The organism is Citrobacter sp. U14242, from assembly GCF_046555775.1.
Classification (GTDB): domain Bacteria; phylum Pseudomonadota; class Gammaproteobacteria; order Enterobacterales; family Enterobacteriaceae; genus Citrobacter.
Map to the genome: position 1 here is coordinate 144,520 of NZ_JBKGLW010000002.1, position 19,153 is coordinate 163,672.

A 19,153-nucleotide genomic window follows, 5' to 3' on the forward strand; every position below is an offset into this window, starting at 1 on the left:
CCGGGTGAATTATTTCGGTACACTGATTCCATCTTTTGTGATTTGGACATGCTGTAAATGAAGCTGACCATCGTTCGTTTAGAAAACTTTAGTGCTCAGGATCTCATCGATCTTGGCAAAATCTGGCCGGAATATTCCGCCTCGTCATTAAGCGTAGATGAAACGCACCGGATCTATGCCGCACGCTTTAACGAGCGCCTGCTTGGCGCAGTACGCGTCACCCTGAGCGGTACGCAAGGTGCACTGGATTCCTTACGTGTGCGCGATATCACCCGTCGCCGCGGCGTTGGACAGTATTTGGTTGAAGAAACTCTCCGCGAAAACCCGGACGTAAGTTCATGGTGGATGGCGGATGTTGGTGTTGAAGACCGCAGCGTGATGGCGGCGTTTATGCAGGCGTTAGGATTTACGGCCCAGGAGAATGGCTGGGAGAAGCGCTAAAAGAAAGCCGGGAGGCGCTGACGCTACCCGGCCAACAAAGTGCTCGTTGTAGGCCCGGTAAGCAAAGCGCCACCGGGCAGTTACTCACTTAGCATCTGTAGCTGTGCCGTTAGCATGCCAATCAAACACGCCAAATTCGAAGCCTTTCAGGTCGCCTTTCGCATCCCATGACAGCGGCCCCATTACGGTTTCCACTGAGTTTGCTTTCAGGTATTTGGCAATTTCAGCCGGATCGTCAGACTGGTTCAGACCGGCCTGCAAAGACTGCAGCGCGGCGTAGGTGGTCCATACGAATGCGCCGCTCGGATCCTGTTTCTTGGCTTTAATAGCATCCACAATCGGTTTGTTCGCCGGCACCTGGTCGTAGTTCTTCGGCTTAGTCACCAGCAAACCTTCTGCCGATTCACCCGCAATGTTAGACAGCGACACGTTCGCGACCCCTTCTGGTCCCATAAACTGGGTTTTCAGGCCCGCAGCGCGTGCCTGGCGCAGGATCTGCCCCATTTCCGGGTGGTAACCGCCGTAGTAAACAAAGTCGATGTTCTCTTTCTTCAGACGTGCCACCAGCGTAGAGAAGTCTTTCTCACCGGCGGTGATCCCGTCGAAGAACACCACGTCAGCGTTGGCTTTCTTGAGGTTGTCCTGCACGGAGCGCGCCAGGCCTTCGCCGTACTGCTGTTTGTCGTGAACGATAGCAATGCGTTTCGGTTTCACTTTTTCAACGATATATTTGGCGGCCGTTGGGCCCTGATCGGAATCCAGACCGGTGGTACGCATCACCAGTTTATAGCCGCGCGCGGTCAGTTCCGGTGCCGTTGCCGCAGGGGTGATCATCAGAATACCTTCGTCTTCATAGATATCTGATGCAGGTTGAGTGGACGATGAGCACAGGTGGCCGATAACGTATTTAATCCCGTCGTTGACCACTTTGTTAGCAACCGCTACCGCTTGCTTCGGGTCACAGGCATCGTCATATTTCACCATAACCAGTTTGTCACCTTTCACACCGCCCCTGGCGTTGATATCTGCAATGGCCTGTTCTGCGCCGGTAAATTCCTGATCGCCATACTGCGCCACCGGGCCGGACATCGCGCCGACGACGGCAACTTTAATATCCTTAGCAAAGGCCATATTGCTCAAAGACAGGGCGATACATCCTGCCAATAACGCTTTACCCTTCATATTCATCCTGACAATCCCCATTATTGTGGTTATTACGTGTGTTGTGATGTTGTTGTTCAGCACTTTATATCGATTATTGGATAGCCACTCGTGCTTTAGCAGCATACTCTGCTAAAACATACCCGATTTTTATTATTTTGGAATAGCTAAATTTGACATGCAGATAACAACTTGATGACAAAAAGCATAAACGTCAGGAGAGAAGAGGAGAGATAAAAACAAAAAACCCCGGATTTTCATCCAGGGTTTATTGGTACTTCCAGAGTTTGCTGGAAAGTTACGCTTCGATTGCGGCGCGCAGTTTTTTCATCGCGTTCTTTTCAAGCTGGCGAACACGTTCAGCGGAAACGCCGTAGCGATCGGCCAGTTCCTGCAACGTAGACTTGTTGTCTTCGTCCAGCCAGCGGGCGCGGATAATATCCTGGCTACGCTCGTCCAGACCTTCCATTGCGTGAGTCAGCTTGTTCGCGGCCTGATCCTCCCAGTTATCCTCTTCAATGCCATCAGCAAAGTTGGAGGATTTATCCTGCAGATACAGAACCGGGGCCATCGGCTGGCTGTCGGACTCGTCGTCCGAAGACATGTCAAACGTCATGTCCTGCGCCGCCATACGGGATTCCATTTCACGCACGTCTTTGCTGGAAACCCCCAGCTCGCGGGCAACCATTTCCACTTCATCCTGATTAAACCAGCCCAGACGCTGCTTGGTTTTGCGCAGGTTAAAGAACAGCTTGCGCTGTGCTTTGGTGGTCGCGACTTTCACGATACGCCAGTTTCGCAGAACGTATTCGTGGATCTCAGCTTTGATCCAATGCACGGCGAAAGAAACCAGGCGTACACCCACTTCCGGGTTGAAACGACGCACGGCTTTCATCAGGCCGATATTACCTTCCTGAATCAGATCCGCCTGCGGCAGGCCATAGCCCGCGTAGTTACGAGCAACATGAACAACAAAGCGCAGGTGAGACAGGATCAGCGTTTTAGCTGCTTCCAGATCGCCCTGGTAATGCAGCTTTTCAGCAAGTAGCCGCTCCTCGTCAGCCGACAACATCGGCCACGCGTTCGCAGCCCGGATGTAAGACTCCAGGTTACCAACAGGGGCTAAAGCTAAATTTTGCATTTCTTTGGTCATTCAAATCCTCTCAATCTTTGTCATCTGGCGTGGGTAAAAACCAATAGCAACAACCATGCCAGAGCTTATGAGCAACGAGAATATCATTCAATCTTTTATCAGACAGTGATTTTATCCACAAGTTCCATGTCGTAATGTGTATAAATTACGCACAAAATGTGACATCACGATGAATGCGCCGGGAAGAGAAAACAGGGCTCTTTCCCTGCAGAGCGAACTACTCAGTGCAGGGAAAGATTATACCAGAGATTTTTTAATCGGGGGTAAAGTGGCGTAAATGTTGAACCGTGGCAAGCCAGGCTGCCACCCAGCCAATCATTGAGCATACCAGCAGGAGTAGCAGGCACTCATCGAATGATAAGCCATTGATATCAAACTTTGTTCCGAAAATTTGCGCCACTTCCGTAACCGCTGACGACAGCCGCATCACCAGAATTTCTGACAAAATCAGTGAAAGAAATGCGCCAGAAAAACCGAGCAGTGCGCCACCGTAGAGGAACGGGCGCAGGATAAATCCATCCGTTGCACCAATCAGTTTCTGCACGTTAATGGTATCGCGACGCGCAAAAATGCTCAGACGCACACTGTTACCGATGACCAGGAAGACCGCCGCGACCATCAGCACGCCAATCATCGCTGACACACGACCGACCAGGCCCGTTAACGCAGCCAGTCGCGCAAACCAGCTGTCATCCATGCGTACTTCATCAATACCGTTGATTTGCGCAATACGATCGCGCAGCGTGTTCAGTGATTCCGTGCCCTGAAAATCCAGTTTCGGAATAACCACCGCCACGGCCGGAAGTGGGTTCTCTTCCAGCATATCCAGCGCACCGCCAAAGCCGGACCAGTTACGGAATTCGCCCAGCGCATCGTCACGGGAGAGGTAATTCACTTTCTCCACACCCTGCTCGGCCTGTAACTGCCCCACCACACGTGCCGCCGCATCATCATCCAGCGTTTTTTGCAGATATACGGTGATCTGCGGGGACGGGTAATACTGGCTTGCCGCCTGGTTCACGTTCTTGTAGACCATGTAACAAACACTTGGCAACGTCAGTGAGATAGCAATAACCATCACCGTCAGGAACGTCGCCAACGGTTTACTTTTCAGGTCCTGCAACGCCCCCTGGAACGCATAGCGCACTTGCTCGTTAAAGACGTTGGTTTTACGTGAGTTCGGTTTTGGCGACGCTTTCGCACGTTTTGGCGCGTTGCGACCGCCCTCTCCTGGCGTACCGCCCGATTTACGGAAACGATCCAGTCGTCCACCGAACTGTTTGATTTGATTGATAGCGTCGCGTCTATTCATTCACCAGGCCTCCATGCAGGTGTCCGTCACTCAGGACAAGCTGCCGATAAGAACGACGGGAGATCAGCCCAATATCGTGCGTCGCCATTAATACCGTTACCCCGACGCGATTAAACTCTTCGAACAGACGCAGGATCCCTTCTGATAGTGCATCGTCAAGGTTCCCCGTCGGTTCATCCGCCAGCAGTACCGCAGGCTTGTTCACCACCGCGCGGGCGATGCCCACACGCTGCTGTTCACCGCCGGAGAGTTGAATCGGGAAGTTCTTCGCTTTGTCCAACAGTCCGACCTTATCCAGCGCCGCCGACACGCGGCGACGAATATCGTCACCGCTGGCACCCGCAATGATCAGTGGGATTGCCACATTGTCGAAGACGGTTCTGTCCATCAACAGGTGGTGATCCTGAAAAATCATGCCGATCTGGCGACGCAGAAACGGCACTTCACGGTTTTTCAAACGGCTGATGTCGTGCCCGCTGAAGTAGATCTTCCCGGCACTGGGCCGTTCAATTCCACAGATCAGCTTCAGCAGGGTACTTTTACCCGCGCCGGAGTGGCCGGTCAGAAACGCCATCTCGCCAGGCTGCATATGGAATGTGACTCCCTGCAGCGCTTGTCTCCCACCGAGATAGGCCTTGCTGACATGTTCAAAGCGAATCATTGTTAATCCTCTCGGGCAAAAAGTGCCTCTATAAAATCGCCCGCTTTAAACGGACGTAAATCCTCGATACGTTCGCCCACACCGATATAGCGGATAGGGATGCCAAACTGATCGGCAACCGAGAAAATGACCCCACCTTTCGCCGTTCCGTCCAGCTTGGTCAGGGTGATACCGGTTAAACCCACCGCTTCATGGAACAGTTTGGCCTGGCTTATCGCATTCTGCCCGGTACTGGCATCGATAGTCAGCATAACTTCATGCGGTGCATCAACGTCCAGCTTCTTCATCACACGAACGATTTTTTTCAATTCTTCCATCAGGTGCGATTTGTTCTGCAAGCGACCCGCAGTATCAGCAATCAGTACGTCTACGTTTCGCGCCTTCGCCGCCTGAATGGCGTCAAAGATAACGGAGGCAGAATCCGCACCGGTATGCTGAGCAATGACCGGAATATTGTTACGCTGACCCCAGACCTGCAACTGCTCTACTGCCGCTGCACGGAAGGTATCGCCCGCCGCCAGCATCACTGATTTACCCTGCTGCTCAAACTGACGCGCCAGCTTGCCAATGGTGGTGGTTTTACCCACGCCGTTAACACCAACCATTAAGATAACAAATGGCGTTTTACCCTCAACATTCAGCGGTTCATCAACTTTAGCCAGAATCTCGCCCATCTCATCTTTCAGCAGGCCGTACAACGCTTCTGCATCTTTGAGTTGCTTGCGGCTGGCGCCTTCTGTCAGATTTGCAATGATCTTGCGGGTTGTTTCTACGCCCACATCGGCGATCAGCAGTTGCTCTTCCAATTCTTCAAACAGATCATCGTCGATCTTTTTACCACGGAACAGACTGATAAATCCGGAACCGAGGTTTTCTTTTGTTTTCAGAAGGCTACGCTTCAGGCGCGCAAAGAAACCTTCTTTCGTCGGTTTTTCCTGCTCCTGCACAGCGTCTTCTACTACGGCCTCTTCTGCTGCTGACGTGTCTTCAGCAGGCTCAACAATCGCGGCATCTTCAGCAATTTCGTCCACCGCTTCAGCTGCCAGCGCCTGTGCTTCCAGCTCTTCATCCGTTAGCTGTGGCTCGTTTTCAGCTTCTTCTTCAACTGCCTCAACAATTTCAACGGTTTCCGCTTCAGCCTGCCACTCTTCTGGTGAAACGTCTTCGGCTTTAACCTCTTCCGGCAGCGGTAATTCTTCGTGTTCGGTCACTGCCGCGGGTACCGGTGTTTCCACGATTGATTCAACAACCGGTTCAACGTCCGGTTGCTGTTGCTGAGCAACAGGTTCTTCTTCAGGCTGCAGTTTTTCAATTTCCGCAACCTGTTCAGTGACTTCCACGACTTCGGCAGCAAAGGCTTCCGTTTCCGCCTCGCTATGGGTTTCCTGCGCGCGTGACGGCTCATCAACGACGGTAGCTTCTTCAGTAACCGGTTGTTGCTCTTCGTTTTTTAGTTCTGTCTCGTTTTCCGGTGCCTGCTCTTTTTGACCAAAGCCCAGCCAGGAAAAAAAGCCACGTTTTTTCTCTTTCGCCATTTGCGACTACACTCCCCCGCTGTTGCTTCATGGCACAGCGTCAACGCTATGTACATAGCAGCTAAAAAAATGATGAAATAGTCTATCACTTATACCCAATGAATTTCGAGTTACGTCAAGGCGGCAAGCGTACGAATCCCGATGAGCTTACTTTAGTAAGTGATTCGGGTGAGTAAGTGCAGCCAACGAAGAGGTAACTTGAAAGGCGACGGGTTAACTTAACTCACATCACCGCCTGGAATGACACGTCAGCAGCGGATTGAGCAATAATTGAAATGAAAAAACCGAATCACTCAGGCAGCGGTCAGATCCGCATTATTGGCGGACAATGGCGAGGCCGTAAACTCCCGGTTCCGGACAGTCCGGGTCTACGCCCAACAACCGACCGTGTGCGCGAAACGCTGTTTAACTGGCTGGCCCCGGTGATGGTCGATGCCCGTTGCCTTGATTGCTTTGCCGGAAGCGGCGCGTTGGGTCTGGAAGCGCTCTCCCGCTATGCGGCAGATGCCACGCTTCTGGAGATGGATCGCGCGGTTTCGCAGCAGTTACAAAAAAATCTCGCCACGCTGAAGGCTACACATGCCCGTGTCATCAACACCAACACCCTGACGTTTTTAGCCCAGATGGGTACACCGCATAATGTGGTGTTTGTTGATCCACCGTTTCGCAAAGGATTACTGGAAGAAACATTAACACTTCTGGAAACTCGTGGCTGGCTGGCAAACGAAGCGTATATTTACGTTGAAAGCGAAGTCGAAAACGGCCTGCCTGCGGTTCCGGTTAACTGGTCGTTGTACCGCGAAAAAGTGGCAGGGCAGGTTGCTTATCGCCTGTATCAACGTGAAGCACAAGGAGAGCAACATGCTGATTAATCTGGGACGTCTGTTAATGCTGTGTGTCTGGGCATTCCTGCTACTGAATATTTTCCAACCGTTCCCACGTCCGCTCAATATCTTCGTCAATGTGGCGCTGGTGTTTATGGTGCTGATGCACGGCATGCAGTTGGCGCTGCTGAAATCAACCATGCCGAAAGATGGCCCGCAAATGACCCGCGGCGAGAAAATCCGTATTTTCCTGTTTGGCGTATTTGAACTGCTGGTCTGGCAGAAGAAGATTAAGAACCAGTTGAAGAAGTAATTGTGCTCACTTTGCCCGGTATCGCGTAGCGCGCCGGGACGACACAACCTGTAAGCCGCCATCCGGCATCAGCCAAATGAAACCTTAACGTTCAGCCGTAAAATCAACAAAACGCGAACCCTTATAGCTCAGTGTGCCTTTGTCGCCAACCGTTAACGCATGATACTGCTGGGCATCAAGGCGAAACGTCTGCTCCAGGCCGCCGCTTTGCGGTCTGAAGCTGGCTTCATAGCGCATACTGGTGCCCGCTGGCGTAACGTCCTGTTGACGTGAACGCCGGTCATTTAGCGGCTTTTCTCGCTTATTACTCACCACCACCCTTTTTTGTACCAACGGTGCAGCATCATTTTCCGCTTTTTCCCGCCGCTGCTGGACAAATCGAAACGACGCGGCAATAACGATTAAGACAATGATCACAATAAAAAAAAGGGGTGGCTTACTCATATTATTAACCCATCAGAAAATGCGGAAATAAGCATACCTTGCCTGTTATGGTGTTGTCATCTGGCGGTATCGGACTCTACACTGGTCAATAGAGCCGTAAGCACCCCGCTTACGAAAAAATAACGAATTCAAGGAACTAAGATGCTTTGGTCGTTTATCGCTGTTTGTCTTTCCGCATGGTTATTCGTGGATGCTTCCTATCGTGGGCCCGTCTGGCAACGCTGGGTCTTTAAACCCCTGACGTTATTGCTCCTGCTGCTGCTGGCCTGGCAGGCGCCAATGTTTAACGCTATCAGCTATCTGGTACTGGCCGGCTTGCTTGCCTCGCTGCTGGGTGACGCGTTGACGTTATTGCCACGTCAACGTCTGTTGTACGCCATTGGCGCGTTTTTCCTGTCACACCTGCTGTATACCATTTACTTCGCCAGCCAAATGACGCTGTCGTTCTTCTGGCCTTTACCGCTGGTGCTGCTGGTGTTAGGTGCGTTGCTGATCGCCGTGATCTGGACACGTCTGGAAGAACTGCGTATCGCCATATGTACCTTTGTCGGTATTACTCTGATGATGGTCTGGATGGCAGGTGAACTGTGGTTCTTCCGCCCGACGGCTCCGGCGCTGTCAGCATTTTTGGGGGCCTCATTACTGTTCATTGGCAACTTTGTCTGGCTGGGGAGCCATTACCGTTACCGTTTCCGCGCGGATAACGCGATTGCTGCTGCGTGCTACTTCGCCGGGCATTTCCTGATTGTTCGTTCGCTGTATCTTTAAAAACCCTTGACTCTGGAGTCGACTCCAGAGTGTATCCTCCGGTTAATACGAAATGATTATCGACCGGAGGATGCCATGTCGACACCAGAGGCCAATGGCAAAAAAGCCCCACAGTTTTCTTCATTCAAGCTCACGCCTGCACCGCAGAAAGCTGATGACTGCTGCTGTGTAGGCATTTGCTCACCCCCCCCCCCCGTTTCTGCAACCGTAATAGGTACTCGCTATTCCTGGAAAGTCGCAGGCATGGATTGTGCGGCCTGTGCGCGTAAAGTCGAAAATGCGGTCCGCCAGGTCAGCGGCGTTAACCAGGTTCAGGTTTTGTTCGCTACCGAAAAGCTGGTGGTGGATGCCGGTTCCGATATCCGCCAGCAAATTGAAAGCGCAGTGCAGAAGGCCGGCTACACCCTGCGTGATGAGCAGGCGCCAGAAGAAGCTCCCGAATCACGGTTTAAAGAAAATCTGCCACTGATTTCATTGATTATCATGATGGCCATCAGTTGGGGACTGGAGCAGTTCAATCACCCCTTCGGCCAGATAGCATTTATCGCCACCACACTGGTGGGTCTGTACCCCATTGCACGTCAGGCGCTGCGCCTGATGAAGACCGGTAGCTACTTTGCCATTGAAACGCTGATGAGCGTCGCCGCCATCGGGGCATTGTTTATCGGTGCAACGGCGGAAGCGGCCATGGTACTACTGTTGTTTTTAATTGGTGAGCGCCTGGAAGGATGGGCTGCCAGCCGTGCCCGCAAAGGGGTCAGTGCGCTAATGGCGCTGAAGCCGGAAACCGCCACGCGCCTGCGTAACGGCGAGCGTGAAGAGGTTGCCATTAACGCCCTCCAGCCAGGCGACATCATTGAAGTTGCCGCCGGAGGACGTTTACCCGCCGACGCTAAACTGGTTTCTGGTTTTGCCAGCTTTGATGAAAGTGCATTGACGGGGGAATCTATTCCTGTTGAGCGGGCATTGGGCGAAAAAGTCCCGGCAGGTGCCACCAGCGTAGACCGCCTGGTCACTCTCGAAGTTCTCTCTGAGCCAGGTGCCAGCGCGATTGACCGGATTTTGAAACTGATTGAAGAGGCCGAAGAGCGTCGCGCCCCTATTGAGCGTTTTATTGATCGCTTCAGCCGGATTTATACCCCGGCCATCATGGCGATTGCCTTGCTGGTCACGCTCGTACCGCCGCTGCTGTTTGCCGCTTCCTGGCAGGAATGGATTTATAAAGGCCTAACGCTGCTGCTGATCGGTTGCCCGTGCGCACTGGTTATTTCAACCCCTGCCGCAATCACTTCCGGATTAGCCGCAGCGGCGCGTCGCGGGGCGCTCATCAAAGGCGGCGCCGCACTGGAACAGTTGGGCAGAGTCACTCAGGTGGCATTTGATAAAACCGGCACCCTGACCGTCGGTAAACCGCGCGTCACGGCTATTCATCCGGCAAGTGGGGTAGACGAAGCCGAACTGCTGGCGCTGGCGGCTGCTGTAGAACAAGGTGCAACGCATCCACTGGCCCAGGCCATTGTCCGTGAAGCACAAACGCGTGAACTGAGTATTCCGCTGGCGACAGAACAGCGGGCGCTGGTTGGCTCAGGGATTGAAGCACAGGTCAACGGCGAGCGGGTGCTGATTTGTGCAGCGGGCAAACAGCCTGCTGATACCTTTGCCGGGCAGATAAGCGAACTGGAAAGCGCAGGCCAAACCGTGGTGCTGGTCGTGCGTAACGATGCCGTACTCGGCGTACTGGCCTTACAGGACACACTGCGCGACGATGCCCGCACCGCCATCAACGAGCTGAATCAGCTCGGTGTGAAAGGGGTGATCCTGACCGGCGACAATCCCCGTGCGGCAGCCGCTATTGCCGCTGAACTGGGGCTTGAATTCAAAGCGGGGCTATTACCGGAAGACAAGGTACGGGCCGTTACCCAGCTCAACCAACTGTCACCGCTGGCGATGGTCGGCGATGGGATCAACGACGCTCCGGCAATGAAAGCCGCCACCATCGGCATTGCCATGGGTAGCGGAACCGATGTTGCACTGGAAACCGCCGATGCTGCCCTGACACATAACCGTCTTCGTGGTCTGGTGCAAATGATCCAACTGGCGCGCGCAACCCACGCCAATATTCGACAAAATATTGCGATTGCGCTGGGTCTGAAAGGGATTTTCCTGGTTACCACGCTGCTGGGGATAACCGGGTTGTGGCTGGCAGTACTGGCAGATACGGGGGCAACGGTGCTGGTGACCGCCAACGCGCTGCGCTTATTACGTAAAGGATAATGTGTGTGCCGGATGCGGCGTTGCCTTATCCGGCCTACAGGTTACATAGTCTTTGTCGCCCGGATAAGCGCTAGCGCCATCCGGCATGACAAGATTACTGGCCTTTGCGCACCAGATAGCGGTATGGCAAAGAGTCGGTCTCTTTTGCCACCAGCTCATGTTCCATAAACGTACAGAAGCCGGGAATATCGCGGGTTGTCGCCGGATCGTCTGCAACAATCAGCAGCGTCTCACCGGCCTGCATGCCGCGCACGGTTTTACGCACCATCATGACGGGTTCCGGGCAGCGCAGCCCCTGCGCATCAAGAGTATGGTCGGGAGAAGTAAACAGATCGCTCATCGTAGTCTCATTCATACAAAAACGGCGTTATTTTACGCTCTGTTGTGGCGTAAGCCAATCAGGTTAACGATTGCGTGAAAAACAACCATTGCAATGTGTTTTTAAAGCAGTATCATGCGACGGTTTTTTATTGGGTTCCCTCACCCCATCCAACAAAAAGGTCACAATATGACTCCGTTTACACAAAATCAGCGCGTAAAAGCGTTGTTCTGGCTATCGCTATTTCATCTGCTGGTGATCACCTCCAGCAACTATCTGGTGCAGCTTCCGATCTCCATCTTTGGTTTTCATACCACCTGGGGCGCGTTTAGCTTTCCGTTTATTTTCCTCGCCACCGATCTGACCGTGCGTATCTTTGGCGCACCGCTGGCAAGACGTATCATCTTTGCCGTGATGGTTCCTGCGTTGCTGATCTCGTATGGCGTGTCTTCACTGTTCTATATGGGCTCCTGGCAAGGTTTTGATGCACTGCTGCACTTTAATCTGTTTGTCGCCCGTATCGCCGCCGCCAGTTTTATGGCTTACGCACTAGGACAAATTCTGGATGTGCACGTCTTTAACCGCCTGCGTCAGAACCGTCGCTGGTGGCTCGCGCCTACGGCCTCAACGCTGTTTGGCAACATCAGCGATACGCTGGCATTCTTCTTTATCGCCTTCTGGCGCAGCCCGGATGCCTTTATGGCCGAGCACTGGATGGAAATCGCGCTTGTCGATTACGGCTTCAAAGTGCTGATCAGTATTATTTTCTTCCTGCCAATGTATGGCGTGTTGCTGAATATGTTGCTGAAAAGACTGGCAGATAAATCTGAAATCTCTGCATTGCAGACGAGTTAAAGGTTCATTTTCCGAGTTGTGATAAGATGGACGAATGAGCCGTTATGGCCGTTTATCGAAAGGAAGAAGTCAATGCGCAATCTGGTTAAATATGTCGGTATTGGCCTGCTGGTTATGGGGCTTGCGGCCTGTGATAATAGCGATACAAAAGCGCCAGCCGAAGGTGCTGCTGCAGAAAGTAACGCAGCCGGACAACCGGTCAGCCTGCTGGACGGCAAACTCAGTTTTTCCCTGCCGGCAGACATGACCGATCAGAGCGGCAAGTTGGGCACTCAGGCCAACAATATGCACGTTTATTCTGACGCAACCGGCCAGAAAGCAGTGATTGTGATTGTCGGTGATGACACCAGTGAAGACCTGACCGTGCTGGCAAAACGCCTGGAAGACCAGCAGCGTAGCCGTGACCCGCAGCTGCAGGTGGTCACTAACAAGTCCATTGAGCTGAAAGGCCACACGCTTCAGCAGTTAGATAGCATCATTTCAGCGAAAGGCCAGACTGCCTACTCCTCCGTGGTATTGGGCAAAGTGGACAACCAACTGCTGACCCTGCAAATCACGCTGCCTGCTGACGATCAACAGAAAGCACAGACAACGGCAGAAAACATCATTAACACGCTGGTTATCCAGTAATCGTTAAGACGATGATACGGCCTCCGCAGATTCCTCCGGGGGCCGTTTTTTTAGCCGCCATGTTAACAATAACGCCACCGCCACCAGCCCTGCGGCCGCCAGATAGATAACCGGTACACCCGCCCATGTCATCACCAGTCCCGCCAAAGGCCCGGTGACACCCAGCGACAAATCCATAAATACCGTATAGGTTGCCAGCGCCGCGCCCTGATTCTGCTGCGGGACCGCTTTTACCGCTACCACACCCAGCGCCGGGAAGACCAGCGAGAACCCTGCGCCGGCCAGCAGCACGCCAATTTTCGCCATCCACGGCATGGAAGCCATGCCGACCAACAGCAGCCCAACAATTTCGACGCTAAAGCAGATCATTGCGACATTCAGCCCGCCTAACCGGTTGATGCCATTTGGGAATAGCAGACGAGTACCGACAAACGTGCAGCTAAATAGCGTCAGCGCGAATGCCGCGCCGTCCCAGCCTTTCGCGTCGTAAAACAGGGTAATAAACGTGGCAATCACCCCAAAGCCGGCAGAGGCCAACGCCAGCGCCATACCGTACAGCCAAACCCGCCCAAGCACCGCGCGAAACGGTAACGGCTTGCCCTTGCCAGCCTTCACTGCCGGACGCGGAAGCGCCAGCAATATTGCCAGCAGCGCCACGGCCATCACGGTCAGCGCCAGTCCCTGTAAGCCCCCCCAGGCGTAACACAGCACCCCCAACGGCGCACCGATCGCCATCGCCCCATAGGTGACGATACCGTTCCATGAAATCACCCGTCCAATGTGCATTGAGCCAACCACCCCAACGCCCCACAATGTAGAGCCGGTCCCGGCAAAACTTTGCCCGATCCCCAGAATCACGCGCCCCAGGCACAGCAGTAATAAACTGGCCAGCGGCCAACCATGAGAGCTCCCTGCCAGCAAATAGCCCAGACCACTCAAAAAACAGCCGCACAGCCCAAATACCACAATCTTCTTCGGCCCCAGCAAATCGGCATATCGACCGGCATGAGGGCGGCTCAACAACGTCGCGAAGTATTGCAGGCTGATAACCAGCCCGGCCCAGAAAGCGCTAAAGCCCATCACATCATGGACATAGCCAGGCAAAACCGCGAGCGGCAGGCCGATGGTCAGATAGCTGGCGAAGTTAAACATCACCACGGAGACAATGCGCAGATTGAGGCGCAATCCGCTTAGCGTCGGTTCAGCGACGGGTTCGGGCATGGAGGGTCACCACATATTCACAACAGTGTTTCATTTCTACCATGTTGCAGCTCAGAAATCAGTAACCAGATTAGGAATATCGGCAGCAAGCCAGCCGCTACACTTAATGCAAAAATGCACACAGGAAGAAGACATGACAACCATCCAGCCTGACAAAACAGGTTTGCACATTTTGCTTAAACTGGCCGCGCTGGTGGTGATCCTCGCGGGTATACACGCCGCAGCCGATATTCTTGTGCAGCTACTGCTGGCCCTGTTTTTCGCCATTGTGTTGAACCCCCTGGTCACCTGGTTTATTCGTCGGGGAATCCGTCGCCCGGTTGCCATTACGCTGGTGGTCGTCGTGATGCTCATCGTCCTTACCGCGCTGGTGGGTGTCCTGGCGTCGTCGATCACAGAATTCATGGCCATGCTGCCCAAGTACAATAAGGAGCTGACGCGCAAAGTCCTGTATCTGCAAGAGATGGTGCCCTTTCTGAATTTGCATATGTCGCCAGAGCGCATCCTGCAACGTATCGATTCCGACAAACTCATGACCTTCACGACCACGCTGATGACCAGCCTTTCCGGTGCGATGGCAAGTGTCGTTTTGCTGGTGATGACGGTGGTCTTTATGCTGTTTGAGGTACGTCACGTCCCCTATAAAATGCGCTTTGCGCTGAACAATCCGCAGATCCATATTGCGGGGCTGCATCGGGCATTAAAGGGCGTATCTCACTATCTGGCACTGAAAACGTTGCTCAGCTTATGGACTGGCGCCATCGTCTGGTTGGGGTTGGCGCTGATGGGCATTCAGTTTGCTCTGATGTGGGGCGTGCTGGCCTTCCTGCTCAATTATGTGCCCAATATAGGCTCGGTTATTTCCGCCGTGCCGCCGATGATTCAGGCGTTGCTGTTCAATGGCCTTTACGAATGCGTGCTGGTCGGCGCGCTGTTTTTGGTGGTGCATATGGTAATTGGCAATATCCTTGAGCCGCGTATGATGGGGCATCGCCTGGGATTGTCGACGCTGATCGTTTTCCTCTCCCTGCTGGTATGGGGATGGCTGCTCGGTCCCGTGGGTATGTTGCTCTCCGTACCGTTAACCAGCGTGTGTAAAATCTGGATGGAAACCACCACCGGTGGCAGCAAACTGGCCATTTTGCTTGGTCCCGGCAGACCCAAAAGTCGGCTACCCTGAAAAACTACCAACCGAGGTAGTTTTTATCTTTTTATATGCCCGTTAAACTGATATCCATACAGGTATATATCGCAATTTATCTTAAATAAAGAGTGAAAAGGATTTCATTTTTTAATAAAGAAAATACATAAGTCAACGTACAGATACCTTTGCCAAACCACATAAGAATAATGAATCCCCCAAAGCATTTAACTCAAACTATCTACCTATATTTAAAGGTTATTTTATTTGATACGTTTTATCTAAAAATCTATACTCCTCACCGATGATTACGCTGAAAAATTTCCGTTGAAGAAAGCCACCGAATATTACCATCCGGTAACCCCCATCGCCTTGCTATCGGACACGTGAAATAAAATGCTAATTTAGCTTAAATAAAATCGCAGATGCTGCAGGGTGATCATTATTTCGCAACTTATTATTAAACACGTATAAACAGTACTTTGAGAGGGAGTTTTAATGAAACAGTATATTAAGTGGTTTGCGGCCATTGCCGTTGTCGGTGCGCTGGCGGGATGTGCACGTACTGCACCGATCGATCAAGTTCACACCAGCGTGAGCGCGGGGCACACTCAGGATCAGGTTAAAACCGCGATTCTGAAAGCGGGCATTCAACGCCAATGGGTCATGTCTGAAGCAGGTCCTGGTGTCATTAAAGCACGCCAACAAACCCGCGATCATGTGGCTGAAGTCCGTATCACTTATACCGCCACCAGCTATGACATTAAATACGACAGCAGCCTTAACCTGCAGGCTTCTGGTGGAAAAATTCATAAAAACTACAACCGCTGGGTACGCAATCTGGATAAAGACATCCAGCTCAATCTGTCAGCCGGTGCCAATCTGTAATTACGCCTAAAGTCGGGCCGAAAAGGCCCGATACTCTTACTTTCTGCCATTTAACAGGTTGTCCCCACATGTACGAACAGGATTCGCTTAGCGCACTGGATGCCATTACTGAAGCACAACGTATCGCATTTGCCCCTATGCTTTTTCAAACCGCGTTGTGTCTGCGAAATGCGGGAGTACTCACCTGGCTGGACAAGCAAGGTAAACGCGGCGCCACGCTCGACGAAATTACCGAGAACAGCACCATCAACGAATATGCCGCCAGCATCCTGTTGGATATGGGGTTAAGTGGGCGAATCATTACCCACAAAGAAGGATATTATTACCTCGCTAAAGTCGGCCACTTCCTTTTACATGACACGATGACGCGTGTGAATATGGATTTCACCCAGGATGTTTGTTATCAGGGACTGTTCTATCTGGAGAATGCGCTGAAAGAAGGAAAACCCGCTGGATTAAAAATTTTTGGCGACTGGCCAACAATCTATCCTGCACTGTCGCAATTACCACTGGCTGCGCGTGAAAGTTGGTTCGCTTTCGATCATTACTATTCAGATGGCGCATTTGATGCCGCATTGCCATATGTATTCGCCAGCGCCCCTGCAACCCTGTACGATGTCGGCGGAAATACCGGGAAATGGGCATTACGTTGTTGTCAACATGATGACAATATTGCAGTCACTCTATTAGATTTGCCGCAACAAATTGCACTTGCCCGCGAAAATATCGAAAATGCGGGATTATCCCATCGCATAAATTTCCATGCTGTGGATATGCTTAGCGACTCGCCTTTACCCGCAGAGGCAGATATCTGGTGGATGAGCCAATTTCTGGACTGTTTTTCCCCGGAACAAATTATCGCCATTCTGAGCAACATTGCTCGGGTGATGAAACCGGGCGCGAAGCTGTGCATTATGGAACTGTTTTGGGATGCCCAAAAATTTGAAGCGGCCTCATTTAGCCTGAATGCGTCTTCGCTTTATTTTACCTGTATGGCGAATGGCAACAGCCGTTTCTACAGCGTTGAGAAGTTTTATCACTATCTGAAGCAGGCAGGTTTTCAGGTAGATGAACGCCACGACAACTTAGGTGTTGGGCATACTTTATTGATATGTCAGAAGAAAAAATAAGAAACAATCGGAACGACCGATTTACCGCGGATACGCGTTGATGAAATTTGCACTCAACATTATCGACTGGCAGGCCAAGGCGCCAGGATTAAGCGAAACAGAACAGTGGCATGAATGGTCACGGTTTTCGCACGCCATCGATCCCACCGCGCCATTGGCTAAACTCAGCGAGTTACCGATGATGACGGCTCGCCGCCTCAGCTCCGGTAGCAAACTGGCCGTTGATTGCGGGCTGGCGATGCTACGCCGTCATGATATCGATGCCGTGTTATACACCAGCCGCCATGGTGAACTGGAGCGTAACTACAGGATCCTGCACGCCCTTGCGACTGAGCAGGCACTCTCACCGACCGATTTTGCCCTCTCTGTGCATAACTCTGCTGTGGGAAACCTGACCATCGCCGCGAAAAAACCGATTGTCTCCTCCTCGCTTTCTGCTGGCAGGGATACGTTCCAGCAGGGGCTATGCGAAGTCATGGGGCTGTTGCAGGCGGGATATCAGCGCGTATTGATGGTCGATTTTGACGGTTTTCTGCCCGAGTTTTACCATCCACAGTTGCCGCCTGATATGCCGACATGGCCGTTTGCCGTCGCGCTGGTTATTGAATCCGGTGATCGCTGGCAATGCGAAACCCGTCCATACCGCGCGCAAGGTGAGACGCCATTGCCACAAAGCCTGTTGTTTTTACAACATTATTTGCAAGATACCGAGGCGTTTACCCTACCAGGCGAACGCGTACAGTGGCAGTGGAGTCAGGGATGAATACGATGATCCTGCGGCTTAATTGGGTATGGCGACTGGTGATGACCGGTTTTTGCTTTGCCCTGTTTGGCCTCGGCGGACTACTCCTTTCTACGATCTGGTTTAACGTATTGCTCATCGCAGTATGGGATAAAGCCCGACGTCGGCGTATCGCCAGACGCAGCATTGCTGCCAGTTTTCGCCTCTTTTTAACGGTGGCAAAGCGACTTGGCGTGCTGGATTACCAGATTGAAGGACGAGACATTTTACGCAACGAACAAGGGTGCCTGGTCGTCGCCAATCACCCGACGCTCATCGACTACGTGCTACTGGCTTCGGTCATGCCAGAAACCGACTGTCTGGTGAAAAGCGCATTACTAAAAAACCCGTTTCTCGGCGGCGTAGTCCGGGCAGCAGATTATCTGATTAACAGTCAGGCTGATGCACTGTTACCCGCGTGCCAGCAACGTCTGGAACAAGGCGACACCATTTTAATTTTCCCCGAGGGAACCCGTACACGCCCCGGAGAGGAAATGACGTTACAGCGTGGTGCGGCGAATATCGCCGTACGCTGCAGCAGCGATTTACGCATCGTAACCATAAACTGCAGCGAACAAATGCTGGATAAAGAAAGCAAATGGTACGACGTCCCATTGATAAAGCCCATGTTTACCATTTCAGTACATGAGCGGGTTAAGATCGACCAATTTTACGACGCAAATTCACAAGAACCGGCGCTGGCAGCAAGGCAGTTGAACCGGCATCTTTTGCTTCAATTACAACCAGGTACTTTACCTTTTTCAGGAATTAATGATGCAAGCGCTTTATCTTGAAATCAAAAATCTCATTATAACGACATTGAATCTCGACGAACTGACAGCTGACGATATTGATACCGAAGCGGCACTCTTTGGCGATGGCTTAGGTCTGGACTCAATCGACGCCCTGGAGCTGGGTCTGGCGGTGAAAAACGAGTATGGCGTGGTCCTCTCAGCAGAGAGCGAAGAAATGCGTCAGCACTTCTTCTCCGTCGCCACACTGGCATCGTTCATTCACGCGCAACGTGCCTGAGGATAGTCCGTTATGACCGAACAAAAAGCCATTTACGAAGAAGTCTCCTCACTGCTGGTCAAGCTGTTTGAAGTCGACCCGCAGGACATTAAGCCTGAGGCGCGCCTGTACGAAGATCTGGAACTCGACAGCATCGACGCCGTCGACATGATCGTGCATCTGCAAAAGAAAACCGGTAAGAAAATCAAGCCGGAAGAGTTCAAAGCAGTACGCACCGTACAAGATGTCGTCGACGCGGTAGAACGTCTTCTCAAAGAAGCGTAATTCACC

Annotated in this window: 22 protein-coding genes; 14 read left to right on the forward strand and 8 right to left on the reverse strand. The window is 52.3% G+C overall.

The genetic code is table 11. The features are described 5' to 3' along the window. Positions 1-57: 57 nt before the first annotated feature. Positions 58-441 (forward strand): aspartate 1-decarboxylase autocleavage activator PanM, encoded by a 384-nt coding sequence (gene panM / locus ACLJXE_RS03420; protein ID WP_005121587.1) that lies wholly within the window; start codon positions 58-60, stop codon positions 439-441. An 84-nt stretch (positions 442-525) separates the two neighbouring features. Here panM and ACLJXE_RS03425 read toward each other — a convergent pair whose 3' ends face one another. From ACLJXE_RS03425 to ftsY, 5 genes are all read right to left on the reverse strand, one after another. Next, positions 526-1,629, reverse strand: a complete 1,104-nt coding sequence (locus ACLJXE_RS03425; protein WP_286629868.1) for a branched-chain amino acid ABC transporter substrate-binding protein — start codon at positions 1,627-1,629, stop codon at positions 526-528. A gap of 271 nt (positions 1,630-1,900) precedes the next feature. Beyond that, positions 1,901-2,755: an RNA polymerase sigma factor RpoH gene (gene rpoH, locus ACLJXE_RS03430; RefSeq protein ID WP_005121585.1), complete on the reverse strand. Its 855-nt coding sequence runs from the start codon at positions 2,753-2,755 to the stop codon at positions 1,901-1,903. 253 nt (positions 2,756-3,008) lie between these two features. Beyond that, positions 3,009-4,067 carry a permease-like cell division protein FtsX gene (ftsX, locus tag ACLJXE_RS03435; protein WP_410750088.1) on the reverse strand — a complete coding sequence of 353 codons (1,059 nt, stop codon included), beginning with the start codon at positions 4,065-4,067 and terminating at the stop codon, positions 3,009-3,011. Next, positions 4,060-4,728, reverse strand: coding sequence for a cell division ATP-binding protein FtsE (gene ftsE / locus ACLJXE_RS03440; protein WP_137381973.1), 669 nt, complete (start codon positions 4,726-4,728; stop codon positions 4,060-4,062). Before ftsE ends, ftsX begins: the two co-directional genes overlap by 8 nt. A gap of 2 nt (positions 4,729-4,730) precedes the next feature. Beyond that, a complete protein-coding gene (gene ftsY / locus ACLJXE_RS03445; RefSeq protein WP_410750089.1) occupies positions 4,731-6,263 on the reverse strand; it encodes a signal recognition particle-docking protein FtsY in 1,533 nt (510 codons plus the stop codon). A gap of 275 nt (positions 6,264-6,538) precedes the next feature. On the opposite strand from ftsY, the gene rsmD reads away from it, so the two are divergent. Then, positions 6,539-7,135 (forward strand): 16S rRNA (guanine(966)-N(2))-methyltransferase, encoded by a 597-nt coding sequence (rsmD, locus tag ACLJXE_RS03450; RefSeq protein ID WP_410750090.1) that lies wholly within the window; start codon positions 6,539-6,541, stop codon positions 7,133-7,135. Then, positions 7,125-7,400 (forward strand): DUF1145 family protein, encoded by a 276-nt coding sequence (locus ACLJXE_RS03455; protein WP_286629873.1) that lies wholly within the window; start codon positions 7,125-7,127, stop codon positions 7,398-7,400. The genes rsmD and ACLJXE_RS03455 overlap by 11 nt, the downstream gene beginning before the upstream one ends. Positions 7,401-7,484: 84 nt before the next feature. Here ACLJXE_RS03455 and ACLJXE_RS03460 read toward each other — a convergent pair whose 3' ends face one another. Further along, the gene (locus ACLJXE_RS03460) at positions 7,485-7,844 is read right to left on the reverse strand and encodes a DUF2500 domain-containing protein (protein ID WP_286629874.1); all 360 of its coding nucleotides are present in this window, start codon (positions 7,842-7,844) and stop codon (positions 7,485-7,487) included. Positions 7,845-7,985: 141 nt separating this feature from the next. Here ACLJXE_RS03460 and ACLJXE_RS03465 point away from each other — a divergent pair, with 141 nt between their 5' ends. Together ACLJXE_RS03465 and zntA are read left to right on the forward strand one after the other, a co-directional pair. Continuing rightward, on the forward strand, positions 7,986-8,612 hold the full coding sequence (locus ACLJXE_RS03465; protein WP_286629875.1) for a lysoplasmalogenase: 627 nt from the start codon (positions 7,986-7,988) through the stop codon (positions 8,610-8,612). 75 nt (positions 8,613-8,687) lie between these two features. Beyond that, the gene (gene zntA / locus ACLJXE_RS03470; RefSeq protein ID WP_410750091.1) at positions 8,688-10,886 is read left to right on the forward strand and encodes a Zn(II)/Cd(II)/Pb(II) translocating P-type ATPase ZntA; all 2,199 of its coding nucleotides are present in this window, start codon (positions 8,688-8,690) and stop codon (positions 10,884-10,886) included. Positions 10,887-10,980: 94 nt separating this feature from the next. On the opposite strand, the gene tusA is transcribed toward zntA, so the two are convergent. Continuing rightward, positions 10,981-11,226, reverse strand: a complete 246-nt coding sequence (gene tusA / locus ACLJXE_RS03475; RefSeq protein WP_003827551.1) for a sulfurtransferase TusA — start codon at positions 11,224-11,226, stop codon at positions 10,981-10,983. Positions 11,227-11,394: 168 nt separating this feature from the next. Here tusA and ACLJXE_RS03480 point away from each other — a divergent pair, with 168 nt between their 5' ends. Then, positions 11,395-12,060: a 7-cyano-7-deazaguanine/7-aminomethyl-7-deazaguanine transporter gene (locus ACLJXE_RS03480; RefSeq protein ID WP_410750092.1), complete on the forward strand. Its 666-nt coding sequence runs from the start codon at positions 11,395-11,397 to the stop codon at positions 12,058-12,060. Between the two features lie 72 nt (positions 12,061-12,132). Continuing rightward, positions 12,133-12,690: a DcrB family lipoprotein gene (locus ACLJXE_RS03485; protein ID WP_135323992.1), complete on the forward strand. Its 558-nt coding sequence runs from the start codon at positions 12,133-12,135 to the stop codon at positions 12,688-12,690. Positions 12,691-12,693: 3 nt separating this feature from the next. Here the strand turns inward: ACLJXE_RS03485 and ACLJXE_RS03490 are convergent, their stop codons facing one another. Further along, the gene (locus ACLJXE_RS03490) at positions 12,694-13,911 is read right to left on the reverse strand and encodes an MFS transporter (protein ID WP_286629880.1); all 1,218 of its coding nucleotides are present in this window, start codon (positions 13,909-13,911) and stop codon (positions 12,694-12,696) included. 133 nt (positions 13,912-14,044) lie between these two features. Here ACLJXE_RS03490 and ACLJXE_RS03495 point away from each other — a divergent pair, with 133 nt between their 5' ends. The 7 genes from ACLJXE_RS03495 to ACLJXE_RS03525 all read left to right on the forward strand — a co-directional run bounded on the left by ACLJXE_RS03495 (position 14,045) and on the right by ACLJXE_RS03525 (position 19,147). Beyond that, positions 14,045-15,091 (forward strand): AI-2E family transporter, encoded by a 1,047-nt coding sequence (locus ACLJXE_RS03495; RefSeq protein ID WP_202037518.1) that lies wholly within the window; start codon positions 14,045-14,047, stop codon positions 15,089-15,091. 471 nt (positions 15,092-15,562) lie between these two features. Next, on the forward strand, positions 15,563-15,940 hold the full coding sequence (locus tag ACLJXE_RS03500) for a hypothetical protein (protein ID WP_122973906.1): 378 nt from the start codon (positions 15,563-15,565) through the stop codon (positions 15,938-15,940). A 68-nt stretch (positions 15,941-16,008) separates the two neighbouring features. Further along, positions 16,009-17,070, forward strand: coding sequence for a methyltransferase (locus ACLJXE_RS03505; protein WP_286629882.1), 1,062 nt, complete (start codon positions 16,009-16,011; stop codon positions 17,068-17,070). Between the two features lie 40 nt (positions 17,071-17,110). Beyond that, positions 17,111-17,833 (forward strand): beta-ketoacyl synthase chain length factor, encoded by a 723-nt coding sequence (locus tag ACLJXE_RS03510; RefSeq protein WP_286629883.1) that lies wholly within the window; start codon positions 17,111-17,113, stop codon positions 17,831-17,833. Further along, positions 17,830-18,645 carry a lysophospholipid acyltransferase family protein gene (locus tag ACLJXE_RS03515; protein WP_410750093.1) on the forward strand — a complete coding sequence of 272 codons (816 nt, stop codon included), beginning with the start codon at positions 17,830-17,832 and terminating at the stop codon, positions 18,643-18,645. The genes ACLJXE_RS03510 and ACLJXE_RS03515 overlap by 4 nt, the downstream gene beginning before the upstream one ends. Further along, positions 18,626-18,883, forward strand: a complete 258-nt coding sequence (locus tag ACLJXE_RS03520; protein ID WP_048213596.1) for a phosphopantetheine-binding protein — start codon at positions 18,626-18,628, stop codon at positions 18,881-18,883. Before ACLJXE_RS03515 ends, ACLJXE_RS03520 begins: the two co-directional genes overlap by 20 nt. Positions 18,884-18,895: 12 nt before the next feature. Further along, the gene (locus ACLJXE_RS03525) at positions 18,896-19,147 is read left to right on the forward strand and encodes an acyl carrier protein (protein WP_005121566.1); all 252 of its coding nucleotides are present in this window, start codon (positions 18,896-18,898) and stop codon (positions 19,145-19,147) included. Positions 19,148-19,153 lie beyond the last annotated feature (6 nt).